We start from the raw sequence: 22740 nt of genomic DNA on the forward strand, positions 1-22740 counted from the left end.
GCCACCTGAGCATTGTCAACAAACCCCCGCCCAACAACTGTAAGAACGCATTAATCACAAAGCATTAATCCCATCGTTTTTCCGCCGTTTCCGGCTGTTAACTGGCCAGAGTCATACTTTGGTACGGTTATTTCGCCTGTCATTAATGGCGCTTTTGCTTGGATCAGCTAGCTTGGAAATAGCGAAATAGTTGCATGTTCATAGCTGCCGAAGCAGTCCGCCTTTCGCAAGCAAATGCAATCGGTTGTGCAGCAGGAAAGGGAGAGCCGTCATGAACAGTCGCGTCACCATGGGCCTCGCCGCGTTGCTGTTGATCGGCGCGGTTTTTGTCGGTTACTGGGGGCTGGTGCTCAGTCGTCAGCCGGCCCCGGTCGCCGAAGCGCCCGTCGCCCCAGCGGTCAGCATTGAACAGACTGTCGCGATTGCCGAAGACCAGACCCGCCAACCGGTGGTGGTGCTGCTCCACGATGTAGCGCCGTTCACGCCGTTGACCGCCGCCGATGTGACCGTGGAAAAACTGCGCAGCGCACCGGCCGGCAGCCTGACCAGCATCGAACAAGCAGTCGGCCGCACGCCTTGGCGCCACCTCAGCGCCGGCACCTGGCTGAATGACGAAAGCTTCCAGGCCGGCGGTGCGCTGGCGCGGATGATTCGCCGCGACGAGCGCGCACTGACCGTGGCCGTCGATGAAGTGATCGGTGGCGCCGGGCAATTGCTGCCGGGCGATTACGTTGATGTGCTGCTGTATCTGCGCGAGGACGCGAGCAATCTGCAGCAGTCGGCGCAGATCGCCGTTCCGGCCCTGCGCGTGCTCGGGATCGGTGATCAGTACGGCCTGACCAACGACGGCCAACCGGCTTCCCCCAACCTCAGCGCCGAAGAAAAACTCAAACAGGACCAGCGCCGCATCGCCGCACGCACCGTGGTGCTGGCGGTGCCGGAACAACTGCTCAGCCGCCTGATGCTCGCCACTCAAGTCGGCACGTTGCGCCTCGCGGTGCGCAGCAGCGAAGAACAACGGCTGGCCAAATACTGGGCCGGCGAGGCGCAATCGCCCGCGCATCTGGATCGCGCCAACAGCCAGCTCTTCCAGTTCACTCAACTCGCCCTGGGCAGCGCGCAAAAAACACCTGCCACCGCCAGTGCCGGCGCGGCGCCCAGGCCTGCGGTGGAAATCATTCGCGGCAACCAGATCAGCCAACAAACCCCATGACTGCGCAAGGATTCACGTGCATGCAGAGTCGACTCAGACCGACATTGAAACCGGCGCTCCGGGCCTTGCTGTTGTTGGGATTGACGATGGATACCGCCCTCGCGGCGGTGGGCAATTGCTCGGCACTGCCGCGCCTGCCCTCGGTGATCGAGATCGGTGAAGGCTTCCAGCAGGACATGCAGTCACCCGTGGCAATCACTCGGCTGGCAGTGGGCGATCCGAAAATTGCCGACGTGCATGCCAATGGCGGTTCGTCCTTTTTGCTCACGGGCGTCGGCCCCGGCGCGACCAGCCTGATGGTCTGGACCGCCTGCTCGGCGCAGCCGCAGCAAGCCATGGTCTTCGTCCAGGGCGCGGCGACCACGGCGCTGACCAGCAGCGTGCCGTCCGACGATCCGACCCTGCCATCGCAGGTGCAGACCGACATTCGTTTCGTCGAAGTCAGCCGCACCAAGCTCAAGGAAGCCACGGCGTCGCTGATCGGCACGCGCGGCAACTTCCTGTTCGGCTCGCCCGGCACGCTGCCGCCGATTGACGGCGTGCCGCAGCCGCGCCTGCCGGTGGATAACTCGCTGTTCAATTTCTCCTGGGTCGGCGGCAAGACCATGGCGATCATCAACGCCCTGGAAACCAGCGGCTTCGCCTACACCCTGGCGCGACCAAGTCTGGTGGCGTTGAACGGGCAAAGTGCGAGCTTCCTGGCCGGCGGGGAAATCCCGATTCCGGTGCCCAGTTCCGGCAGCGACAGCGTGTCGATCGAGTACAAGGAATTCGGCATCCGCCTGACCCTGACACCAACCATCATCGGCCGCGACCGCATCGCGCTGAAGGTCGCCCCGGAGGTCAGCGAACTGGATTTTGCCAACGCGGTGAACATCGCCGGCACCACCGTTCCGGCGCTGACCATCCGCCGTACCGACACCAGCGTGTCGCTGGGTGATGGCGAAAGTTTCGTCATCAGCGGTTTGATCAGCACCACCAACAGTTCGCAGGTGAACAAGTTTCCCGGCCTGGGCGACATTCCCATCCTCGGGGCGTTCTTCAAGGGTTCGCAGATCAAGCGCGAGGAGCGCGAACTGCTGATGATCGTCACCCCGCACCTGGTCCAGCCATTGGCGGCGGACGCGCGACTGCCGTCGTTGCCGGGCGAGAAACTGCGCAATTACGACCCGAATTTCTATCGCATGTTCTTCCTCGAGAATGGCAACTTCGACAAGCGCAGCGGGTTGTCGCAATGAACCAGAATCTCAGCCAGACCTTTCTCGCCATCACCCGCAACAGCACCGATCTGGAATGGCTGCAAAGCGCCCTCGCGCCACTCGGCCAGGTGATCAGCGCCGGTGCCGGCAGCCTCGACGAACTGCTCGCACTGGTCGATGTAACGTTCGCCAATCTGGTCTTCGTCGGTCTCGACCGCGAGCACGTCGTCGCGCAGAGCGCGCTGATCGAAGGTGCGCTGGAAGCCAAGCCGATGCTGGCGATCGTTGCTCTCGGCGACGGCATGGACAATCAGCTCGTACTCAATGCAATGCGCGCCGGTGCGCGGGATTTTGTCGCCTATGGCTCGCGCTCCAGCGAAGTTGCCGGGCTGGTGCGGCGCCTGAGCAAACGCCTGCCGGCCGTTACCCCCAGCACGCAGCTCGGCGGCCTCACCGTTCTGTACGGTGTGCAAGGCGCGTCGGACGGCGCCTTGATCGCCAATCACATGGCCATGGTCGTGCAGAAAAGCGGCCAGCAAACCCTGCTGCTCGACCTCGGCCTGCCCCGTGGCGACAGCCTCGCGTTGTTGGGGCTGGAGAGTTCGTTTCACTTCGGCGACGCCCTGCGCCATTTGCGCCGCCTCGACGCTACGCTGATCGACAGCGCATTCACCAGCGCCGACCAAGGCCTGCGCATTCTTGCCTATGCCAACACTGACGAACCGCTGGAAACCACCAGTGCCGCCGAGCTGTACATGCTGCTCAGCGCCTTGCGCCAGCACTTCCAGCACATTGTCGTGAACCTCACCGGGCAAGCCGACAGTGAAGCGTTGCGCACCTTCGTCAGTCACTGCGACAAACTGCTCTGGTACACCGACCAGAACGTCCTCAACTGCCGACGCAATCTTGCCGTGCTCAACCAATGGCGTGAGAAAGGCATGAAACTCGAGCACGGGCGCTTGCTGATCGATCGCTACCTGAGCAACGTCGCGCCGGATGCCGAGACTCTGGGCAAGACCTTCAATCTGGAAGTCATCGCCGTGCTGGCCTTCAGTCCCGACGTGCGCCTGAACGCGAAAAATCAGGGCGTCAGCCTTTTCGAACTGGCGCCGCGGGAAAAACTCACCCAGAGCCTGCGCGCCCTCGGCGAACGTCTGGCCAAGCGTTCCGAAGGCCTGAGCAAACCGAAAGTCACCTGGTTTGATCGTCTGAGAGGTCACTCATGAGCGCAGAAAAACTCTTTGGCGCGACGCCACGCGGAGCGATCGGTAACAGCGATCACGAAGGCCTGAAACTGGTCCTGCACCGCTACATCATCGACGCCATCGAGGAGTCAGGGAAAAACCTGCTGGAAGGTTCACGCCAGCAACTGGCGCAGTTCGTCACCGACAAGGTCGCCGAATACATCGCGCGTTTGCACCTGGCGATCTCGCGCTACGAGATGGAGCGCCTCGGCGAGGAAATCGTCGACGAACTCACCGGTTTCGGCCCACTGGAAGTCCTGCTGCGTGACCCGTCGGTGACGGAGATTCTGGTCAACGGCCCGCACCGGGTGTTCATCGAGCGCGACGGCGTACTGCATCAGAGCGATCTGCGTTTTATCGATGCGCATCACGTCGAGCGGGTCATGCAACGCATTCTTGCGCCGCTCGGGCGCCGCCTCGATGAGTCCTCGCCGATGGTCGATGCGCGCCTGCCCGATGGCAGCCGGGTCAACGCGATCATCCCGCCGATCGCCCTCGACGGCCCGTGCCTGTCGATCCGCAAGTTCCGCAAGGACATGCTCAAGAGCACCGACCTGATGGCGATGCAGACCATCGATCTGGCGATCTTCGAATTCCTCCAGAACGCCGTGGGCAGGCGCTGCAACATCCTGATCAGCGGCGGCACCGGCACCGGCAAGACCACGCTGTTGAACATCCTCAGCCAGTTGATCAACCCGCACGAGCGGCTGGTGACCATCGAAGACGTCGCCGAACTGCAACTCGGCCATCCGCATGTGGTGCGTCTGGAAACCCGTCCGCCGAATGCCGAGGGTCATGGCGAGGTCAAGGCCAGCGACCTGATTCGCAACGCCCTGCGCATGCGTCCCGACCGGATCATTCTCGGCGAGATCCGTGGCGTCGAAGTGGTCGATGTGCTCACCGCGATGAACACCGGCCACGACGGTTCGATGAGCACCGTGCACGCCAACAATGCGCAGGACGCGTTGCTGCGTCTGGAGACCCTGGTCGGGCTGACCGGGCGCTCGATTGCCGAACGCACCTTGCGTCAGATGATCTGCGCCGCCCTCGACGTGATCATTCAACTGACACGCATGCCCGATGGCCGGCGCTGCGTCAGTGAAGTGGTGGAAGTGGTTGGCATTCGCGAGGACGTCTACGTCACCAACACCCTGTTCCGCCTCGACCGTCGCACGGGGTTCGGCTTTGTGCGCGAAGCGGTCAACCCGGCCGGCGACAAGCTGCGCCACGACGCTCACCTGGGCTGACGGCGAGGAGCACGCAGATGCTGGGACCGATCATTCTCATCGCCATTTGCCTGATGCTGCTCGGGCTGTCGATCTATCTGTTCCTGCAAGGCCTGCGCAAGACCGCGACGGAAAAAGTCCTCAATCGACTCGCCGCCGGGCAACCGCAACTGGTCGTCGAGCAGACCCGGTGGGTGGGACTGGAACGCATGTTTTTGCGTGCAGGACTGGGTCGGCTGAGCGAACGTCTCGGGCAATGGCTGAGCCTGTGGGCAGCAGCGATGGGAGCGGGGTTCTTAACCGCGAGCTGGGGCGGGCTGGTACTCATGCTGATCGCACCACCCGTTGCATTGCGGCTGTACATCGCCATTCGCTACCGACGGCGGATCCGCCGCATGATCGAACAACTGCCGCAATTGCTCGACCACACCGTGCGCAGTCTCAAGTCCGGGCGCACGCTGAGCGATGCGGTGCTGGGCGGCATCGAGGCCAGTGAAGATCCCTTGAAAGCGGCCATGGGCCGGGTGCAGCGCAACGTGCAACTGGGGGTGAACCTGCCCGATGCGGTCAGCGATTTTGCCGAACTCTACGAGCAGGACGAACTGCGCATGTTCGCCCTCGGCCTGAAGGTCAATCACCGCTACGGCGGCAACGCCAGTGAGCTGCTGGAGAACCTGATCAAACTTATCCGCGAGCGCGACCAGGGCGCGCGGCAGTTGCGCGCCCTTACCGGGGAAACACGCATGACCGCTTGGGTCTTGGGTTTGCTGCCGCTGATTCTGGTGAGCTATTTCATGCTGACCAACCCCGGCTACATGCTCGGCATGTGGCACGACGAAAGCGGCCAGACCATGCTGCTCAGCGCCGCCGTGTTGCAGGTGCTGGGCAGTCTGGCGCTGTGGCGCATGTTGCGGAGCGTTTGAGATGGTCTGGCTCGCGGCGTTGCTGTTGCTCCTCGGTTCGCTGTTATTGCTGGGCAATCACCTGCTCACCGAACGCCGCCGCGTGCGTCAGGTGCATCAGCGCTTGCACGGCCAATTGGTCCGGGAAAACCGTTTCGGCCACTGGCTGCGCGCGCTGGGCAACAGCCGTTTCGGCCGGGGCTCGGTGAGCATCGACAGCGAAACCCAGACACTGCTCGGCCGCCTCGGCTGGCGCCGCGCCAACGAGCGCGCGCTCTTCGCCGCCTGCCAGATCGGCACGCCGCTGCTCGCTCTGGGGCTGGCGATCTTTTTGCAGGAAGTGTTTTTCCCGCAGACCAGCCATCGCTGGATGGCGCCGATGTTCGCTGCGGGCGGCGGCTATCTACTGCCCAAACGCCTGCTCGCCTACGCCGCCGCCCGCCGACAGAAAACCATCGCCGTGGAAATTTCCACGTTCATTCCGCTGCTGCGCATCCTCTTCGAATCCGGCATGGCCGTGGAACAAGCGCTGCGCGTGCTCAGCGTCGAAGCGCAGAAACTGCTGCCGGAGCTGACCAGCGAACTGCGCCTGATCCTCAGCCGCGTCGACTCCGGTCTGGAGCTGGGCCAAGAGCTGAACAAGACCGCGGTGATGCTCGCGGTGGACGAATTCACCGACACCTGCGTGATCCTCCAGCAACTGATCCATCAGGGCGGCGGCGCGATGAAATCACTGCTGGCGCTCAAGCAATTACTCGATGACCGACGCCTGACGCGGCTGCAGGAATACATCTCGAAGATGTCGGCGAAGATGTCGGTGGTGATGATGCTGTTTCTGTTTCCCGCCCTGCTGATCGTACTGGCCGGCCCGGGCTTCACCGCCATTGCCCGCGCCTTCGCAAACTGACCTTGGCTCATGGAGAGCGTTTGATGAAAGTACTGATAGTCATGGCAAGTCTGTTGCTGCTCAGCGGCTGCGCTACGGATGGCCAGGCGCCGTGGACCTCGCTGCTGTCGCCGTCCAGCTGCAGCAAACTCACGTCGGAGCAGGAGCTGTCGCTGAACCTCGCCGATGATCTGGCCAGCGACGGCAAGCTCCACGCCAGCCTCGCCAACCTGCAAAGCCTGCCGGACAACCTCAGCGAAGTGCGCCTGCGCAAAGCCAAGGTCTATCGCCTGCTCGGCCGCAGCGAAGCCGAGCCGCTCTACCGCAGCCTGCTCGGCGGCTGCCTCACCGCCCAGGCCGAACATGGCCTGGGCCAGGTCTACGCCGCCCGTGGCGACAACGGCCAGGCCCAGGCCCACCTGCAACGCGCCGCGCGCCTGGCGCCCACCGACGAAAAAATCCGCAATGACCTCGGCGTGGTCTACCTCAACCAACTTCGCCTCAACGAAGCGAAATTCGAATTCCTCACCGCCATCGAGCTGAGCCAGAACAATCAACTGGCGACGCTGAACATGGTCACCCTGCTGCTCTACCAGAACGACTGGCCCCAAGCTGCGGAAATCGTCAGCCGCTCGAAACTGACCCCGGAACAATTCACCGAAGCGCAGCAACGCGCGGAAAAACTCAAAGCCCCGACCCACGCCAAAGCCACACCCGGCGACCGCGTCGCCGCCTTCATCGACCCGCTACCGCCGACGCTCGAATAGGAGACAGCCATGACCATCCGCAAAGGCCTGTGCTACCTGACCCTGCTCACCCTGCCCCTCACCGCCCACGCCATCGACACCGGCCCGGCCTCGGCGCAACAACAGGAAACCGAAGGCTGGCTTGTCCTGCAAAGCCGCAACAAAGCCGCCTCGCCGAAACCGCAAAGCGCCACCGCCACCGAACGCGAACTGGCGATGCAGCGCTGGCTGAAGAAATACCAGTATGAGATCCCGGATTTTTACGATCCGGATGCGGGCGGGAAGATCGAGAGCAAGAACTAGTCTGGTGGTGTTCTTGAAGGCCCCTTCGCGAGCAGGCTCGCTCCCACAGTTTGCAATGCATTTCCCCTGTGGGAGCGAGCCTGCTCGCGAAGAACGATAAAGCGGTCGCAGGTCAGGTCTGCGGATCAACCCGATCCAGCGCCCGATTCACCGCCAACTCCGCCAGCATGACAATCTGCTGAATCGCCAACGCCGTGCTGCGCTGAAACCCGCTCAACTCACCAGCGAAATTACTCGCCATCGCACTCGCTGACGCCAGCGACTCACAGGCATGCGCCAACAGGCTTTCGGTATCGACATTGGGCACCACCATGAACAGCGTGCTGGGCGGGTGCGGTTTTGCAGGTTCGGGGCAGAGATAGAAATCGAGCGCGCGTTTTATCGCTTCGCGGTTTTTCACCAGATCGTCGGCGCGCATGGCGTCTTCGAGCGGGGTGGTGGGGGATGGGGGTGGGTCTGGGATCAGTTTGTCCATGAGAACTCCTACTTGGCTGTGACGCCCTCTTCTGTCGTTTCCACACGACAAAAGGTGGCAGCTGTACGCAGGGTGGAAAACCGATAAGTAGGCAACCGGCCAGACCAAAGTCTGCCCACGCACAGCCGCCGCGACACAGTTTGCAGACGAACGAACACGCCGACAACGATTACGGTAGCAATGCAAAGCAACTACTTGAATTTCAGGTTTCCACACCTGGCCGCTGAGTTGTCAGCGACAGCCAGAGACTAGTGACCCGACGTCCGACGGACAACCTGAAAACCTTGTGGGAAGGTTCTGGCAAATCAGACACAGATTTAAACAATCAAAATCAAAAGCACCCTCACCCTAGCCCTCTCCCAGAGGTAGAGGGGACCGACCGAGTTGTTTGGGTGAAGTACACCGACCTGAAATACCGAGTCGAATACAGATTTTGAAGCAGATCAAAAGCACCCTCACCCTAGCCCTCTCCCAGAGGGAGAGGGGACCGATCGAGTTGTTTGGGCGAAGTACACCGACCTGAAATACCGAGTCGAACACAGATTTTGAAGCAGATCAAAAGCACCCTCACCCTAGCCCTCTCCCAGAGGAGAGGGGACCGACCGAGTAGTTTGGGTCAGGTATGCCGACCTGAGATACCGAGTCGAATGCAAATTTTGAACAACCCGCAAATCGGCTCCCTCTCCCTCGGGAGAGGGCTGGGGTGAGGGGCGAATCCAGCGCAAAACAAAAGCCAGACACCGCATGCTTTTCACCACTCAAAACAATGAGCGCAAGCTCGAGTAGCTTTTGATCTTGATCTGGGAGCCCGTCGGCAGGCTGAGTGGAGGGATTGATCCGGGCGTGGGAGCGCAGCGACCGTACGACGCAGTCGTACACAGCGCAAGGAGGTGCAGCGAAGCAAACCGTAGCCGCTGCGCCAGGATCGATCCCGGAGCGAAGGAACCCCGAGCCCCAGCGAGCGGGCCGAACGTCAGGGCGAAGACCTTTTGGTTACTTTGGGCTGGGCCGGCATTCCGGCGTTTGCCAAAAGTGACCCGCCGTAAGGGCGGAACCGTAATCAGCAACACCAAAAAAAACGGATATTCACCCCAACCACCCAAAGCATGGTCGGCCCAAAGGCCGCCAAGTCAATGCGCAGTAACCCGCTGCCGCCCCGCCGAACTACCAGGAGAAAGCGCCAAAGCCAACTGCGTCCGATTATGCATATGCGTCAACCGCAACACCTGCGACACATACAACTTCACCGTGTTCTCGGTAATCCCCAACTCACAGGCAATCTGATAATTGGTCTGCCCCTTGCCCACCAACCGCGCCACATCCAACTGCCGGGGCGACAATTGACTGAACACCGCCGGCATCTCCACGGACTCAGGCTCACCATCACTCACCACCGGCACGGGCGAACGCCGCACCTTGTCCAGATCCTGATAAAGGTCATCAATCGACTCGGACAAAAACTGCAACTTCTGATTCAAATGCCCCAGATGCAGATTCTTCTGCCGTTCCTGCAAAGCCAGTTCCTGGCGCCGCACTCCCTCAAGCAACTCTGCCAGATCAATCGGCTTCTGATAGTAATCGGCAATCCCCGCACGCAACGCCTTGATCACATCCTGCTTGTCAGCGCGCCCGGTGAGCATGATCGCCTCGAACACCCGCTGCTTGCCGGCCAGTCGCTGCAACGCCTGGATCAACTCGATGCCATCCATGTCCGGCATGTGCAAATCACTCAGCACCAGACCGATGTCCGGGTCCGCCCTGAACAGCTCGATGGCTTCAAGACTCGAGTCGCACGGCACGCAACGGTAGCCACTGCTCTCGAGAAACTCACAGAGTTCTTCGACGATCAGCGGCTGATCATCGACCACGAGGATTTTTACCGAATTAGGCTTGTTCACGAACCACTCCATTTGCTCGGCCAACGCTGACGATTCCTGCACTTTGGTGGCGTATTCGCCTGAATTGAAAGTAGACCCACTTTCCGACTATGTACATAGGACTAGTGGCACCCCGCGATCAGGTGATCCAGTACAGCGAAAGCACCACACCTACCCACACGAACGGCGCAAATGGCAGCTTTTTTGACTTGTCCGGGGCCAGATGACGCACATGCTCTCTAACTCCTTGAGCCATATGAGGCCAGACTTTTGGCGCGAGCAGCAGCCACAGCACGCTGGCCACGCCCGCGCCGATGAACGCGCCAAGAACGAATATGCCGTTCGTCGCAAGACCCAGGGCTGTCATTAATTTCACATCGCCGGCGCCCATGCGGCCCAAGAAATAACCCGGCAGCGTCAGCAGCAAAGCGATCAGGCAGGCCCAGCCGCCTTGCGCCGCGTTGGCGCCCAGCCAAGTAGTGCCAGTCGCCAACAACCAGACCAACGCCAGCGCGCCCACGCCTAACGTCAATGCGTTGGAAATTCGTCGCTGCCGGGCATCTTGGGCGGCGCAGATCGCCAGCCAGATCAGAACAAGGGAAATCTGCATCCGCTGAAAGCCGTCCGTTTTGCCTGATTGATTCTATGCTGATACTACGCAGTGACTGTCAGGGTAGACGCACGCATGAAAAACGGCTTTCGCAGGTCGCAAAAAGGTGCGGTGGCGATCGAATTCGCCTTGGTGTTCATCATCTTTTTTGCAGTGTTTTACGGGCTGGTCAGCTACGGCCTGCCCTTCGTGATGATGCAATCGTTCAACCAGGCCACCGCCGAGGCGGTGCGCCGCAGCGTTGCGGTCGACCCGACCACGCCGAACTATTCGACGGTGGTGGTCAACACCGCCAATGCCGCACTGACCCAACAACTGCAATGGCTGCCCTCGGCCTTGAATCTGGTGGTCGGCACCGACACCAGTGCGGCCTACGACGCGGGGACTGGCACCCTGACCGTCAGCGTCAATTACCCGGTAAGCAAGCTCAATCAGATCATGCCGTTTCTGGTGCTGCCCGGGATCGGCACGGTGCCCAATCTGCCCACGCACCTCACCGCCCGCTCGAGCCTGCAATTTTGACCGCCGGCGATAAGTTTTTCGGGCGCTTGCTCATGCGCGCCCCCACCGCAGCCCACGACTTGCCGGACCACCTCGGCGCGCCGCCGATCGGCCTGCATTTTTATCTGGATGGCAACGGCGCCGTGTTGCAGATCGCCGGCCCGCTGCGGCATTTGCTCGCCCAGCACAAACCTCAGGGTCAGCCGCTGCCGCTCCGCGCCTATCTGCTGCCGCATAGCCTGTTGAGCGTGGAAGGTGAGCCGCGAGACTGGCAAGGGCAATTGCTTGATCTCGATTTCAGCGGCCTGAATGATCAGCCGCTGCACCTGCGCGGCTGGGTGCAGCCGCTGGAGGATGGCTGGCGATTGCAGATGCTCGACATTGCCGACCTGCTGCTCGAACGCCAGCAAGCGCGCGACCGCGACGCCTGCCAGACCCTCGCCGCGCTGGTCAGCGATCGTCTGCGCACATGCAGCCTGACGCGTCTGCCGACGGTGCTCGGCGAACAATTGCAGGCCCTCGCTCAGCGCTGGCACATCCCCTGTCTGGCGGTGGCGTTACTCGATGAACAGGCCCAGGGCTGGCAGATTCATCAACAGTTTCGCGGCCACAATGCCCCGCAACTGTGGGAGGACGGCCAGCCGCTGGGCACGCCGCTGGACAGCCTCAACGGCAGCGCGCCGCAACGCCTCGCGGGGCCGCAGGGCCGCTATGAACACTCGCGATTGCAGGCCACGTTCGGCAACGCCAACGGTTTCGCCGTGCCCTACAGCAATGACCAGGGCGTGGTCGCCTGGCTGCTCTGCGGGTTTTATACGGTGGACAACGTGGCGCCATGGCTGACCGATCGTGACTGGCTGACCTTGGCCGGCGCGCTGGCCGGGCCGCTGCTCAGCCGCTTGCGCGAGCGACGCCATGTGCAATCGATGGAGCGCCTGGACTCGCTGCAAAACCTGCTCGGCACTGGCTGGTGGGAAATCAGTGGCGCAGAGCAGATTGAACTGGCGCCGACGCTGGCCTCGGCACTGAATCTCAGCGATCGCCTGCTGCCGGTAGAGGACTGGCTGTTGCTGTTTCACCCCGCCGACCGCGACGAGTTGCGCAGCCGTTTGCGCGCCCTGCAATTACAAGGAGAAGCGCTGACCCTGAGCGTGCGTTTGCACCGTGCGGATGTCGGCGCAACCGCGACGTGGTACCGGATTCAGGGCCAGGTCAGCGGCACCGGTGAGCATCGGCGCCTGGTCGGATTCATGCTCGACATCAGCGATATCCAGAATCAACAACAGCGCGCCGCCGCCGCCCATGCGCGGCTGGATAATCTGATTGCCAGTTCACCGGCGGTGATCTACGTGCAGCGCTACGCAGAAGGCGCGCTGATCCCGGCGTTCTTCAGCGCCAGCCTGCAACCCTTGCTGGGCTGGACGCTGGAAGATTGCGATGCAGCAACACTGGTCGAGCACGTCCATCCCGACGACCGTGAACTGTATTTCCAGCGCAACCGCCAGTTGCTGCGCGAAGGTTCGGTGCGTGCGCGTTATCGCCTGCGTGACAGTCGCGGCGATTACCACTGGCTGCTCGATGAGGCGAAATTGCTGCGCAATGATCTCGGTCTGCCGGTCGAGGCGGTGGGCCTGTGGCTGGATGTCACCGACGCGACGCTGGCCGCCGAGCAGGTGCGGCAAAGCGAAGAGCGCTACCGGATTCTGGTCGAGGATTCGCCGGCAATGATCTGCCGATACCGCCCGGACCTGACGCTGATCTTTGGCAACCGACCGTTGGCGACTTATCTGGAATGCACGCCGGAACAACTGCCCGGGGTTGATCTGGGTGGCTGGATGTCCGAAGAACAGCGCGGCGCGTTTGTGCAGCGCCTGAGCCAACTGACGCCGCAACAGCCAGTGAGTACAGCGGAAATCAGCCTGCAATTGCCCGGACGCGAACACGCCTGGTGGGTCTGGTCGGATCGCGGCGTGTTCGATGAGCAGGGACAGTTGATCGAAGTGCAAGCGGTTGGCCGCGACAACACCGAGGTGCGCCGCTCGCAACAGCAACTCACCCAAAGCGCGAAAATGGCCACCCTCGGCGAAATGGCTACCGGCCTTGCCCACGAGATCAACCAGCCGCTCAACGTCATGCGCATGGCCATCGTCAACGTGCTCAAGCGCCTCGGCAACGGTGATGTGCAGGTCGATTATCTGACCGACAAACTCAACCGCATCGACGCTCAGGTTCAACGCGCAGCGAAGGTGGTCGACCACATGCGTGTATTCGGCCGGCGCTCGGAAATCGAACAACAGTTGTTCAACCCGGCCCAGGCCATCGAAGGCACCCTGTCGCTACTGGCCGAAGGCATGCGCGGCAAAGGTGTCGATCTGCGCATCAGCGAGACCGGCTTCGAGGCGCAGGTGCGCGGCTACGTCGATCAGTTGGAGCAGGTGCTGATCAACCTGATGGTCAACGCCCGCGACGCCCTGCTCGGCAAACGCGAGGGCGACTCAACGTTCAAGCCGTGGATTTCGATCTACGCCGAGCGCGACGAGGAAAGCGTGCGCCTGTGGGTCGAGGACAATGGCGGCGGTATCGATCCGCGTTTGCTGGAGCGGATCTTCGAGCCGTTCTTCACCACCAAGCCGATTGGCGTCGGCACCGGTCTGGGCCTGTCGGTGAGCTACGGTATCATCGCCAACATGGGCGGCCAGTTGAGCGTGCGCAACTCCACGGAGGGCGCGCGGTTCTGCATCGAATTGCCGATCGCCAGCGACGATCAGATCACCAGATAGGCCTTGCCGGTCTGCCCGCAGGTCATGTTGGCGCCCACCTCGGTGTTCATCAGATTGATGCCCAGGCCTTTGAGCAAATTGTTCAACAACGGGTCGAGCAAGGGACTGATCAAACCGGTGACCACTGGCAACAAGCGGTTGCTGACGTCGCTGATCAACGAAGCCACACCGGTGACGACAGCGCCCAGCGGGTTGCTGCCCACGGGTTTGTAGACGATCAGGTTGATGCCCGACAGGGTGTTCGCCAGGCTGCCGACGATGTTGCTGGTCGGCGCGGCCGGTAGCACGCTGGGCGGCAGTTTCAGATTGGCCGGGGTGGCGAAGGGTGTGGTGCTGGAGAACAGCAGATTCTGCGTGGTCTGCGCGACGCTGGTGTCGAGTTTGATGGCGATGCCGCCGGCGCCGTATTGCACGTGGGAGGCGGCATCGCAACTGCCGATGCCGAGAATCCTGTGGCAGGTGATGATGCCGAGATCGACCAGCGGCAGCGGCGCCACCGTTGGTTCGGCGACTGAAGAGAACGCCGCGACAGGATCGATCTTGCCGAGTTTGAGATCAGCCAGAGAAGTCGTGGTGGCGGCAGTCAGGCTTTTGCTGTCGGTATCGCCGGTCGGGCAGCGATAATCGGTGACATAGCTTTTCGCCCCGCCGGCATCCAGCGCGATGTCGATCTGCGGTGAGGGCAGCAGCTTCGGATCGAGCTGTTGGCAACCGGCACCCAACAGGCAGAACACTGAATTGAGCGTGTCCACCAAGTTCAGGCTCAACAGCGCATTGAGCGTCGGCGTCAGCGTACCGACCAGGCCCAGCACCGCATTGGTCAGCCCCGTCACCCCCGTGAGCACCGGCAGATTCACCGACAGCAGCGTGCGCACCTGCGCAGTGCGCACATAAATTCGGTCCGGTCCCAACGGATCGGCCCTGGCCCGCGCCGGATCGCCAATCGCCGAGAACTGCGGCGGTTCGATCACCTTCACCCGTACCGTGACACCGGCCAGCCCCAGCACGTTGACCGGCAAGGTCGCCGCCACCGCGCTCTTGCTGTTGGCCAGTTGCACCACGCCCTGCACCAGTTGCAGCAATTGCAGATTGGCATCCAGCCCCGCCGCCGTGGTGCCGGTCTGCAGCTGCAGGATCTCGCCGAGTCTGACCGGTGCTGCGTTGCTCGCGGCGACCTGCAACTGGCCCAGCGCGGTAACCACTTGCGCGGTCGCACCGTTGAGCTGCACCACCGTCGCTGCGGCCTGAATCAGCTGCGTCACGGTCGCTTGGGTGTTGAGCAATTGCGTGTAGTTGCCGGCGCCGACGTTGAGGTCGATGGCAAGTTGATCGAGGTATTTGAGCAGGTTGATATCGGTGTGCAGCAAGCCGTCCCAGCCCACCGCCGAGAGGTTGACGTTGCCGCCGAGCAACCCGGAAAACAGCGGATTGAGAATGTTCGACTGCGCCGTGTCGATGCTGGCGAGGGTGCTGCGGATATTGAGTTGGGCGACGGTTGGCTGCGGTTTGGCGGCTACTGCCGACGCATTGAGCGTGGTATTGAGGCTGACCGGCGTGGCACTGAACAGCGCCTGTACACCGCCGGCGAAACTGCTGGTGACCGTACGACTGGCGGCGACCTTGACTGCGCTTGATTGCGTGGCATCGACGGTGAAACTGCGCACACCACTGGCGGCGGTGGCCAGCGTGCCGCAGGTGGTCGCGAGCGTATTGGCGGCATCGACCACGTAACCATTGCGCAGCGCACTTTGCCCGGCATAACTGGCGGCGGTCAGCCCGGGCAGGCAATTGCCGCCGCGACTGACCGCTTCGAGGGCGGCGGTATCCACCACCCGCTGCAATTTGCGCTGTTCCATGTACAGGCGGCCGCTGTCGACCACCAGCAACATCATCACCAGCGCCAGACTCAGAGTGGCGGCTGCCATCAAGCCGATCGCCCCGCGTTGCCGGGCCGGGCCGTTGCCTTGCGATCCTGGCGACATGGCGCACTCCTTTGCCGGCGCAGTGCCGAGCGCTACCTCCGTTAATGAAAAGGAGTGTAGACGCGGTCGGTCGAGACTGCTGGCGTCGCGCCATTCATGTCACCACCGCCACGGTGGGAGCGAGCCTGCTCGCGAAAGCGTCGTGCCAGAGGATTCAATGCTGCATGACACACCGTCTTCGCGAGCAGGCTCGCTCCCACAGGAAACGGTTCAGAGCGGTTCAACGCGGTGGATAGTTGGCCAGGATCCTTGCGACGGTCTCGCGAATGGCATTGCTGCGGTCAGCCGGATTCGGGCGGTTGCTGAGCATTTGCTCATCGCTGCCACGCCAGACCAGTTTGCCGTCCTTGCCGTCGAGCAGGTCGATCTGAATGGTCGCGACCTTGTAGGTGATGTTGCGCGTTTCGTTGTACATCGGTGCGCCCCAGTAGCCATTCCACGGGCCGCCCCAACCGCCGCCGTAATTGGTCGTCACCTGCTGCTGCCGGTCCTCGACGATCAGGTAGGTCTGCACGCTCAGATCACCCTTGCCGCCGCCGGCAGCCGGGCGCAAACCGCGCTGATCGAGTTGATCGGCCACCGCCTGGCGGATGCGCTGTTCGGTGAGGTCGCTTTTGATGCGCGGATCATCGGGGCGATATTGCAGGGCCGGGTCTTTCCAGCTCCAGCTGCGATAAGCGGCAAAGTCGCGGCTGGCGTCGAAATCGTGATTGACCTGATTGGCGGCGCAGGCACTGAGCAGCGCGGCAACAGCGAGTAGAGCGAGACGGCGGAACATGATTTTTCTCCGGGTGAAGACATGAACCTGCTGACACGACGTCAGCTGGGAGGATACGCCGCCATGGCTTTTTCCACAGCCTCGCGGATCGCATCGGCGCGTTCGATCTGATTGCCCTGGGTGCCGGTCTCGGCGCTGGCGCTCCACACTGGCTGACCATTGCCGGCATCGAACAGATCGACCCGCACCACTACGACCTGCTCCTGATAAGTGCGCATGACCGGCACGCTGTTGTACATGCCGTAACCGCGACCATAACGATCATAGCCGCCGTATCCACCGTAGTAGCCGTAATCATCGCGAACCTGACGCAAACGGGTTTCCAGACGCAGGTCGGCGCTGACCAGCAGGTCAGCCGGGCGGTTGTCGCGCATCGGCCGCAAGCCGCGTTGGTCGAGGGCGTTGCTGACCGCCTCGGCCACTTGCGCCGAGTCAGCCCACGCCGTGCCCGGCGGCAACTGCCCGTCGCGCCAGGCCCAATTGCGGTAGCGCCCGTAATCACGCGGCGGCGCCGGGTAGGCGCTGCGGTCGAAGGTGGTGGCGGCTTGCGGCGGTGCCGGCGGCAACGGCCGTGACTGGGCCACGTAGGGGTTGCTGCCTTGGCAAGCGGCCAACCCCAGACTTATCAGCAATAACCCGCATCGAGCTTTCATGTCGCGCTCCGCTCAGATCGGCCGGCAGATCCAGTGCAAGTAACGCCCAAGCCCGGCGAAGCCTGGGTGACGACGGTGCGCGAGTTCCATTTCCAACAAGTCCGCCAGTTCGGCGCGGGCCTGGAATTCCACCGGCATGTAATCGTGAAATACCCGTACGCCGCTTTGACTTTCGACCTGCCACATTCCAGCGAGTTGCGTTGCCAATTCCCGTGGGTCGAGAGGCTGCTGCGGGGTCAGGCTCTGTTTCTCGCCGGCCATGACGTTCTTGCGCATTTTCTTGAAATGGCCCTTGAGCAGATTGCGATAAATCAGCGCGTCACGGTTGTAGAAGGCCAGCGACAGCCAGCCGCCGGGCTTGGTCAGTTGATGCAGCACCGGCAGGATCGCATGGGGTTCGGCGAGCCATTCCAGCACGGCGTGGCAGATCACCAGATCATAGGGCTCGGTGAGCTGACCGGGCAGTTCCTGCCACGGCGCCTGAATGAATGTCGCGGTGTGTCCGGCTTCGGCAAAACGCTGGCGCGCGCCTTCGAGCATCGGTTCCGCCGGCTCGGTGAAGGTGACGTCATGGCCGCGCTCGGCCAGCCACAGCGACATATGCCCCAGGCCCCCGCCGATATCGAGCACCCGCAGCGGCCGATCCGGCAAGGCCTCGGTCAGATCGGCCTGCAACACGGCGAGGCGAATCGCGCCTTTGGCGCCGCCGTAGATTTTTTCGGCGAAGCGCGTAGCCAACTGGTCGAAATGACGGTCGCTCATCAGTTGAACCGCCGTTCGCTGTCGGCGAGCTTGGCGCGCACCACTTCATTCATGTCCAGGCCCAGTTCGCTGCACAGCAGCAACAGATACAGGACGATATCGCCGACTTCCTGCCCGGCGTGGGCGAGCTTGTCCGCCGGCAACTGGCGCGACTGGTCTTCCGTCAGCCACTGGAAGATTTCCACCAGCTCGGCCATTTCCACGCTGGCGGCCATGGCGAGGTTTTTCGGGCTGTGAAATTGCCGCCAGTCATTGCGGTCACGAATGGCGTGCAGGCGTTCGGTCAGTTCAACAAGGTTCATCGGGCTCTCCTGAAGACGCATAGCTTCGGGGGGATGTGGGCTGAAGGCAAGCAGCGCAGATGATCAATTGTGGGGCCGAGCCTGCTCGCGAAGGCGGTGGATCATCCAGACCGGATTTGCCTGACACGCCCCCTTCGCGAGCAGGCTCGCTCCCAAACATGATCCGGGCAAACCTTCTATCATGCAGGGAACTCGGCCGCCCTCGGCGTGGCCCAAGGCTCAGCTCTTTCATCAGGGATGCACACATGCGTGTAGAAAGCTTTTTCGAATGGCTCGGTCAGGCACTCGGTTCGGTCATCCGTTTTATCGTCGACGGCCTCAGCGGCCTGTTCAATATGCTCAGCAATGCCGGCAGCAACTTTGTCGACGGCCTGGCGCAAACGCTGGGGATGGACACCTCGATCATCAGCATCATCGCCCTGATCGTTGGCCTGATGCTGCTGTGGTCGGCGATCCGGGCGTTCATGAACGCATCGATCATTGCCGGGATCATCTGGTTGCTGCTGGGGTTGTGGTTGTTGAGCTGGATCATCCATTAACCCACCGCCCCCTGTAGGCCCTCGCCTGCTCGCGATCGCGGTATGTCATTCGAAGCTTGTGTGACTGAACGGGCGCTATCGCGAGCAGGCTCACTCCTACAGTGAATTGCGTTAATCGCTACAATCCCCGCTCCCCCAAGGAGCCTGCATGTCCTCTCTGATTACCGACTGGCGCGACCGCCCGACTCACCGCAAGGTCTGGGCACTCGCCGCGCCGATGATTCTTTCCAATATCTCCGTGCCGCTGGTGGCGCTGGTCGACAGCACTGTCATCGGCCACCTGCCGCATGCCCATCAACTGGGCGCGGTGGCGGTCGGCGCCAGTCTGTACACGTTTCTCGCCTGGGCGATGGGTTTTCTGCGCATGGGCACCACCGGTTTTGCCGCGCAGGCTGCCGGGCGCAGCGATGGTGCGGCGTTGCGGCAGATTCTCTTGCAGGGCCTGTTGCTGGCACTGGGCTTGGCCGTCGTGCTCGGCGGCCTCGGCGTGCCGCTCAGCGGCGTTGCCCTGCACTTCATGCAGCCATCGGCAGAGCTGGATCAATTGACCCGGGCGTTTTTCCACACGCGCCTGTTCGGCCTGCCCGCCGCGCTGGCGACCTATGCACTGGTCGGCTGGTTCCTCGGCACGCAGAACGCGCGGGCGCCGCTGGCGATTCTGCTGAGCACCAACCTGATCAACATCGTCCTCAATCTATGGTTCGTCATCGGCCTGGACTGGGGCGTGGTCGGCTCGGCGCGCGCTTCGGTAATCGCCGAATGGAGCGGCGCCCTGCTCGGCCTGTGGCTGACGCGCAAGGCGTTGCGCGCCTATCCGGGGCAGATCATCTGGTCGGCGCTGAGAGTCTGGCAGAGCTGGCGGCCGCTGCTGGCAGTCAACCGGGACATTTTCATCCGCAGCCTCGCCCTGCAATCGGTGTTTTTCCTGATCACCGTGCAAGGCGCGCGGCTCGGCGATGCGACCGTAGCGGCCAACGCGCTGCTGCTCAACGGCCTGCTGCTGACGGCCCACGCACTCGACGGACTGGCGCACGCCGTTGAAGCCTTGTGCGGGCATGCCATCGGCGCAAGAGATCGCCTGGCCCTGCGCCGGTCACTGGTGGTGGCCGGCGGCTGGTCGTTGATTGCCAGCCTCGGATTCGCCGTGCTTTTTCTGCTGGCCGGGCACCTGTTCATCGAGATGCAGACCGACATCCAGAGCGTGCGCGACACGGCGTTCGTCTACCTGCCCTACCTCGCCGTGCTGCCGCTGATTGCGGTGTGGAGTTACCTGCTCGACGGCCTGTTCATCGGCGCCACCCGCGCGCGGGAAATGCGCAATGGCATGCTGCTGACGGTGTTGTTGCTCCTGCCGTTCGCCTGGTTCTTGCAAGCACTGGGCAATCACGGCCTGTGGATATCTTTCCTGCTGTTCATGGTCTTGCGCAGCCTGACCCTCGGCGCGCAAGCCCTGTGGCTGAAACGCAGCGATGGCTGGTTCAGCGGCAAGGCTCACTGACGGCATCAGTCAGTCCGCCGCACCCCACTGCCGACGCAGATGATCGAGGCGCTCCTGCTGGGTCAGACCCGCCGGTGGAGCAACCAGCACCGCGCGCGGATGCAGCAGGCGCAGCCACAGCCAGCCGTCGAGCACCGCGCGATCACTGAAACCCAGCGCCAGACCCTGTTGCACATGCACAGCGATCGTCTGGTAATCGGCGCACAGGGATTGGCACCAGCGCCAGATGTGTTGTTCCAGCAGACAGGTTTGCAGGCGCTCACGCTGGCGCCGGGTCAGGCTTTCTTCGATGCCCAGCGGTTCGACGAGCAGGCCGGGATTGCGCAGCTGTTGCCAGCCCTGACTGCCGATGGCGCGGTCAGCCCAGGTACCCCCAAACCAGCGCAACTGGCGGATTGGCCCGAGCCAGCGACTCAGTTGCGCGGCATCGCAGGCATCGAAGAAATAGCTGGCGGTCTGCCGGTTGTAATAGCTGAGCAAGGCCCGGTGATTCAAGCCGAATGAGACGGTGAGCATGCGTTGCAAGTGGCTGATCAGCTGCTGCGCCGGTATTTCGCAGCTCAGCAGCAGCCCGCGCCAAGTGTCCGGATCGCGCAGGCACAAGGCGGTCAATGCCGGATTCTCACGCAAGTCGACAAGAACCGGGCCGTGCTCGCTGACCGGTTGAAATTCGGTACCGTCGAACAACCGGTGCCGCTGCACATCGGCAAAGCCCTGCCGCAACGTCAGCAGGGCGCGTGACGCGTCAGGGGTATCGAGTAACAGCCATTGCGCCATAGGCTCAAGCGCCGCGCCGCTCATCTTGCGCTGCTCTGATCAAGCGCGGTCAACAGCCGGCAACTGCACACGGACTCGGCACAGTGGTTGAAGCTCCCACCTCCCGGCATCAGGCACAGCAGCAGCAACGGCTCGCCGGACTGCAACAGCTGCTGCAACCCATCGCTCACCAGCAACTCCGGCAACGGGGCATCGTCCTCAACCGTATCCTCCACCAGCGCCGGAGGCTGGAGAACGCCGCTGACCATCGGCTGATCGGGGTCGCCTTCGAGGAAACTCACCACGACTTCCACGCCATCGGCCAGCGCCGCTGATGGCAACTCGCTCAGGGTTGGTGCGAGCGGTAGCCAGCAATGGCTCGGCGCTGCGCCTTCGCCCTGATACAGCCAGTCAAATTGCACCGCGACCGGCCGCGAGCGATCGGGTTGCGCTTCATCGACCGAAACCACCCAGGCACGCTGCAGGCTGTGCATGCGTTGCTTGGCTGGCGTCGCGGCGGGCGCAAAGACGGGCACCCGCGCGGCCGCGAACAGGCGATTACCGTAGGGCGGTTCGAGAGACTGATCGGCACGGTGCTCGATGCGGGTCAGCAACCATGGGCGGTTGCATTCGATGAAGGGATGGCCGTCCAACGGCAACCACTGACCGCTGCGCAGGGCGGACAAATCGCTGTGGCCTTCGGCATTCGGTCCGCGCTGGCCGGCCAGTGAATCTTCTTGCAGTTGCCACTGGCGTACGGCTGGAGTGACGCAAAGGTGGTCATGCTCGCCCTGATAGCGCGCGACGTCTGCCTGCGGCATCCGCGTCGGATCATCGCCCAATACCAGACAATGCCTGTCGCGGTGATGCTCGAAGTAATAGTGAATACACGCCTCTGCGCACAGGCGCTGGAGCAGTTGCAGATCGGATTCCCGGTATTGCGTGCAGAAGGTGCGGGCCGGGTAGTCGCTGTGCAGGTCGAAACGTCGTTGCAGCCCGACGATGCCGTGCTCACGCAGGACCTGGTCGATGATCTGCGGCACGGAGCGGCCGCTGAATATGCGCTGGCTCAAACGCAGGTCGAGGCAGTCGAGCCTGGGCCCAAGACGCACGCGACTCAAGCGCAAGCCATGGCCGTGCTCGTGCTGGACAAGGCTGTGCATTTGCCCGTGCACACCCTGGTCGGGCGCGCCGAAACACAGGAACGCGGAACGGTGCAGCAGGCCGGCAAGATCCAGATGCGGATCGTCGATCACCACATCGATCTCGAAGACAAAGGGTTCGCTGAGCGCTTCCCTTCCGGTAAAGGCGAGAACTTCGAAGGGGTCGGACAGGCCCGCTACATCGAGACGAAACGACGACTCGTTGACTGGATCGAACATGGGCGGATCTCTACAGGAGGGGCGGCCGGGGATTCTCGCCGAGAGGCATGGCCGAGTAGAGAGGCGAAGTACAACTTAGGAAATGACCTACGCGAAAAGCAGACCAGATGAGTTTGCTGACCGTGA

The 22740-nt window shown here is 62.5% G+C and carries 22 protein-coding genes; 12 read left to right on the top strand and 10 right to left on the bottom strand.

Annotated elements, in window-relative coordinates; translation table 11 throughout:
• Positions 1-271: 271 nt before the first annotated feature.
• From cpaB to KVG85_RS17135, 8 genes are read left to right on the top strand one after another with little or no spacing between them, the layout of a single operon-like run.
• On the top strand, positions 272-1213 hold the full coding sequence (gene cpaB, locus KVG85_RS17100; RefSeq protein ID WP_217864449.1) for a Flp pilus assembly protein CpaB: 942 nt from the start codon (positions 272-274) through the stop codon (positions 1211-1213).
• A 20-nt stretch (positions 1214-1233) separates the two neighbouring features.
• Positions 1234-2451 (top strand): type II and III secretion system protein family protein, encoded by a 1218-nt coding sequence (locus KVG85_RS17105; protein ID WP_073471824.1) that lies wholly within the window; start codon positions 1234-1236, stop codon positions 2449-2451.
• Positions 2448-3638, top strand: coding sequence for a CpaE/TadZ family protein (locus KVG85_RS17110; protein WP_217864450.1), 1191 nt, complete (start codon positions 2448-2450; stop codon positions 3636-3638). Before KVG85_RS17105 ends, KVG85_RS17110 begins: the two co-directional genes overlap by 4 nt.
• Positions 3635-4903: a TadA family conjugal transfer-associated ATPase gene (locus KVG85_RS17115; RefSeq protein ID WP_024011443.1), complete on the top strand. Its 1269-nt coding sequence runs from the start codon at positions 3635-3637 to the stop codon at positions 4901-4903. The genes KVG85_RS17110 and KVG85_RS17115 overlap by 4 nt, the downstream gene beginning before the upstream one ends.
• 17 nt (positions 4904-4920) lie before the next feature.
• Positions 4921-5805 (top strand): type II secretion system F family protein, encoded by an 885-nt coding sequence (locus tag KVG85_RS17120; RefSeq protein WP_217864451.1) that lies wholly within the window; start codon positions 4921-4923, stop codon positions 5803-5805.
• Between the two features lies 1 nt (position 5806).
• On the top strand, positions 5807-6691 hold the full coding sequence (locus KVG85_RS17125) for a type II secretion system F family protein (RefSeq protein ID WP_110647081.1): 885 nt from the start codon (positions 5807-5809) through the stop codon (positions 6689-6691).
• Positions 6692-6714: 23 nt separating this feature from the next.
• Positions 6715-7437 (top strand): tetratricopeptide repeat protein, encoded by a 723-nt coding sequence (locus tag KVG85_RS17130; RefSeq protein ID WP_186567268.1) that lies wholly within the window; start codon positions 6715-6717, stop codon positions 7435-7437.
• A gap of 9 nt (positions 7438-7446) precedes the next feature.
• Positions 7447-7719 (top strand): DUF3613 domain-containing protein, encoded by a 273-nt coding sequence (locus tag KVG85_RS17135; protein ID WP_024011439.1) that lies wholly within the window; start codon positions 7447-7449, stop codon positions 7717-7719.
• A 112-nt stretch (positions 7720-7831) separates the two neighbouring features.
• Here the strand turns inward: KVG85_RS17135 and KVG85_RS17140 are convergent, their stop codons facing one another.
• From KVG85_RS17140 to KVG85_RS17150, 3 genes are all read right to left on the bottom strand, one after another.
• A complete protein-coding gene (locus tag KVG85_RS17140) occupies positions 7832-8194 on the bottom strand; it encodes a DUF6124 family protein (protein ID WP_076565574.1) in 363 nt (120 codons plus the stop codon).
• A gap of 1130 nt (positions 8195-9324) precedes the next feature.
• Complete coding sequence (locus tag KVG85_RS17145; RefSeq protein WP_225926848.1) at positions 9325-10104, bottom strand: response regulator transcription factor; 780 nt, start codon at positions 10102-10104, stop codon at positions 9325-9327.
• Positions 10105-10210: 106 nt separating this feature from the next.
• On the bottom strand, positions 10211-10681 hold the full coding sequence (locus tag KVG85_RS17150) for an A24 family peptidase (protein ID WP_130928807.1): 471 nt from the start codon (positions 10679-10681) through the stop codon (positions 10211-10213).
• A gap of 75 nt (positions 10682-10756) precedes the next feature.
• On the opposite strand from KVG85_RS17150, the gene KVG85_RS17155 reads away from it, so the two are divergent.
• Entirely contained in the window at positions 10757-11203 is a 447-nt protein-coding gene (locus tag KVG85_RS17155; RefSeq protein WP_024011435.1) for a TadE/TadG family type IV pilus assembly protein, read from the top strand.
• A complete protein-coding gene (locus KVG85_RS17160) occupies positions 11200-13962 on the top strand; it encodes a PAS domain-containing sensor histidine kinase (RefSeq protein ID WP_217864453.1) in 2763 nt (920 codons plus the stop codon). The genes KVG85_RS17155 and KVG85_RS17160 overlap by 4 nt, the downstream gene beginning before the upstream one ends.
• Here the strand turns inward: KVG85_RS17160 and KVG85_RS17165 are convergent.
• The 5 genes from KVG85_RS17165 to KVG85_RS17185 form a co-directional block, all read right to left on the bottom strand.
• The gene (locus KVG85_RS17165; RefSeq protein WP_217864454.1) at positions 13947-15944 is read right to left on the bottom strand and encodes a pilus assembly protein TadG-related protein; all 1998 of its coding nucleotides are present in this window, start codon (positions 15942-15944) and stop codon (positions 13947-13949) included. The genes KVG85_RS17160 and KVG85_RS17165 overlap by 16 nt on opposite strands.
• Positions 15945-16164: 220 nt before the next feature.
• Complete coding sequence (locus KVG85_RS17170) at positions 16165-16722, bottom strand: DUF4136 domain-containing protein (protein WP_016771849.1); 558 nt, start codon at positions 16720-16722, stop codon at positions 16165-16167.
• A 41-nt stretch (positions 16723-16763) separates the two neighbouring features.
• Positions 16764-17375, bottom strand: a complete 612-nt coding sequence (locus KVG85_RS17175; RefSeq protein ID WP_073471800.1) for a DUF4136 domain-containing protein — start codon at positions 17373-17375, stop codon at positions 16764-16766.
• A gap of 12 nt (positions 17376-17387) precedes the next feature.
• On the bottom strand, positions 17388-18137 hold the full coding sequence (locus KVG85_RS17180; RefSeq protein WP_024011431.1) for a methyltransferase domain-containing protein: 750 nt from the start codon (positions 18135-18137) through the stop codon (positions 17388-17390).
• Positions 18137-18439, bottom strand: coding sequence for a MazG-like family protein (locus KVG85_RS17185; RefSeq protein WP_064362974.1), 303 nt, complete (start codon positions 18437-18439; stop codon positions 18137-18139). Before KVG85_RS17185 ends, KVG85_RS17180 begins: the two co-directional genes overlap by 1 nt.
• A 245-nt stretch (positions 18440-18684) precedes the next feature.
• Between KVG85_RS17185 and KVG85_RS17190 the strand changes: the two genes are divergently transcribed.
• Together KVG85_RS17190 and KVG85_RS17195 are read left to right on the top strand one after the other, a co-directional pair.
• Positions 18685-18978 carry a hypothetical protein gene (locus tag KVG85_RS17190; protein WP_016771853.1) on the top strand — a complete coding sequence of 98 codons (294 nt, stop codon included), beginning with the start codon at positions 18685-18687 and terminating at the stop codon, positions 18976-18978.
• Between the two features lie 148 nt (positions 18979-19126).
• Entirely contained in the window at positions 19127-20476 is a 1350-nt protein-coding gene (locus tag KVG85_RS17195) for an MATE family efflux transporter (protein ID WP_217864455.1), read from the top strand.
• 9 nt (positions 20477-20485) lie between these two features.
• Here the strand turns inward: KVG85_RS17195 and KVG85_RS17200 are convergent, their stop codons facing one another.
• Both KVG85_RS17200 and KVG85_RS17205 read right to left on the bottom strand, forming a co-directional pair.
• Positions 20486-21277: a DUF4123 domain-containing protein gene (locus tag KVG85_RS17200; RefSeq protein WP_039757016.1), complete on the bottom strand. Its 792-nt coding sequence runs from the start codon at positions 21275-21277 to the stop codon at positions 20486-20488.
• On the bottom strand, positions 21274-22614 hold the full coding sequence (locus tag KVG85_RS17205) for a type VI secretion system Vgr family protein (protein WP_217864456.1): 1341 nt from the start codon (positions 22612-22614) through the stop codon (positions 21274-21276). The genes KVG85_RS17200 and KVG85_RS17205 overlap by 4 nt, the downstream gene beginning before the upstream one ends.
• Between the last annotated feature and the right edge of the window lie 126 nt (positions 22615-22740).

The sequence above is a fragment of the Pseudomonas triticicola genome, from assembly GCF_019145375.1.
Classification (GTDB): domain Bacteria; phylum Pseudomonadota; class Gammaproteobacteria; order Pseudomonadales; family Pseudomonadaceae; genus Aquipseudomonas; species Aquipseudomonas triticicola.

Coding starts and splice junctions, on each gene's coding strand:
- cpaB (WP_217864449.1), top strand. CDS start 272: ATGAACAGTCGCGTCACCATGGGCCTCGCCGCGTTGCTGTTGATCGGC.
- KVG85_RS17105 (WP_073471824.1), top strand. CDS start 1,234: ATGCAGAGTCGACTCAGACCGACATTGAAACCGGCGCTCCGGGCCTTG.
- KVG85_RS17110 (WP_217864450.1), top strand. CDS start 2,448: ATGAACCAGAATCTCAGCCAGACCTTTCTCGCCATCACCCGCAACAGC.
- KVG85_RS17115 (WP_024011443.1), top strand. CDS start 3,635: ATGAGCGCAGAAAAACTCTTTGGCGCGACGCCACGCGGAGCGATCGGT.
- KVG85_RS17120 (WP_217864451.1), top strand. CDS start 4,921: ATGCTGGGACCGATCATTCTCATCGCCATTTGCCTGATGCTGCTCGGG.
- KVG85_RS17125 (WP_110647081.1), top strand. CDS start 5,807: ATGGTCTGGCTCGCGGCGTTGCTGTTGCTCCTCGGTTCGCTGTTATTG.
- KVG85_RS17130 (WP_186567268.1), top strand. CDS start 6,715: ATGAAAGTACTGATAGTCATGGCAAGTCTGTTGCTGCTCAGCGGCTGC.
- KVG85_RS17135 (WP_024011439.1), top strand. CDS start 7,447: ATGACCATCCGCAAAGGCCTGTGCTACCTGACCCTGCTCACCCTGCCC.
- KVG85_RS17140 (WP_076565574.1), bottom strand. CDS start 8,194: ATGGACAAACTGATCCCAGACCCACCCCCATCCCCCACCACCCCGCTC.
- KVG85_RS17145 (WP_225926848.1), bottom strand. CDS start 10,104: ATGGAGTGGTTCGTGAACAAGCCTAATTCGGTAAAAATCCTCGTGGTC.
- KVG85_RS17150 (WP_130928807.1), bottom strand. CDS start 10,681: ATGCAGATTTCCCTTGTTCTGATCTGGCTGGCGATCTGCGCCGCCCAA.
- KVG85_RS17155 (WP_024011435.1), top strand. CDS start 10,757: ATGAAAAACGGCTTTCGCAGGTCGCAAAAAGGTGCGGTGGCGATCGAA.
- KVG85_RS17165 (WP_217864454.1), bottom strand. CDS start 15,944: ATGTCGCCAGGATCGCAAGGCAACGGCCCGGCCCGGCAACGCGGGGCG.
- KVG85_RS17170 (WP_016771849.1), bottom strand. CDS start 16,722: ATGTTCCGCCGTCTCGCTCTACTCGCTGTTGCCGCGCTGCTCAGTGCC.
- KVG85_RS17175 (WP_073471800.1), bottom strand. CDS start 17,375: ATGAAAGCTCGATGCGGGTTATTGCTGATAAGTCTGGGGTTGGCCGCT.
- KVG85_RS17180 (WP_024011431.1), bottom strand. CDS start 18,137: ATGAGCGACCGTCATTTCGACCAGTTGGCTACGCGCTTCGCCGAAAAA.
- KVG85_RS17185 (WP_064362974.1), bottom strand. CDS start 18,439: ATGAACCTTGTTGAACTGACCGAACGCCTGCACGCCATTCGTGACCGC.
- KVG85_RS17190 (WP_016771853.1), top strand. CDS start 18,685: ATGCGTGTAGAAAGCTTTTTCGAATGGCTCGGTCAGGCACTCGGTTCG.
- KVG85_RS17195 (WP_217864455.1), top strand. CDS start 19,127: ATGTCCTCTCTGATTACCGACTGGCGCGACCGCCCGACTCACCGCAAG.
- KVG85_RS17200 (WP_039757016.1), bottom strand. CDS start 21,277: ATGAGCGGCGCGGCGCTTGAGCCTATGGCGCAATGGCTGTTACTCGAT.
- KVG85_RS17205 (WP_217864456.1), bottom strand. CDS start 22,614: ATGTTCGATCCAGTCAACGAGTCGTCGTTTCGTCTCGATGTAGCGGGC.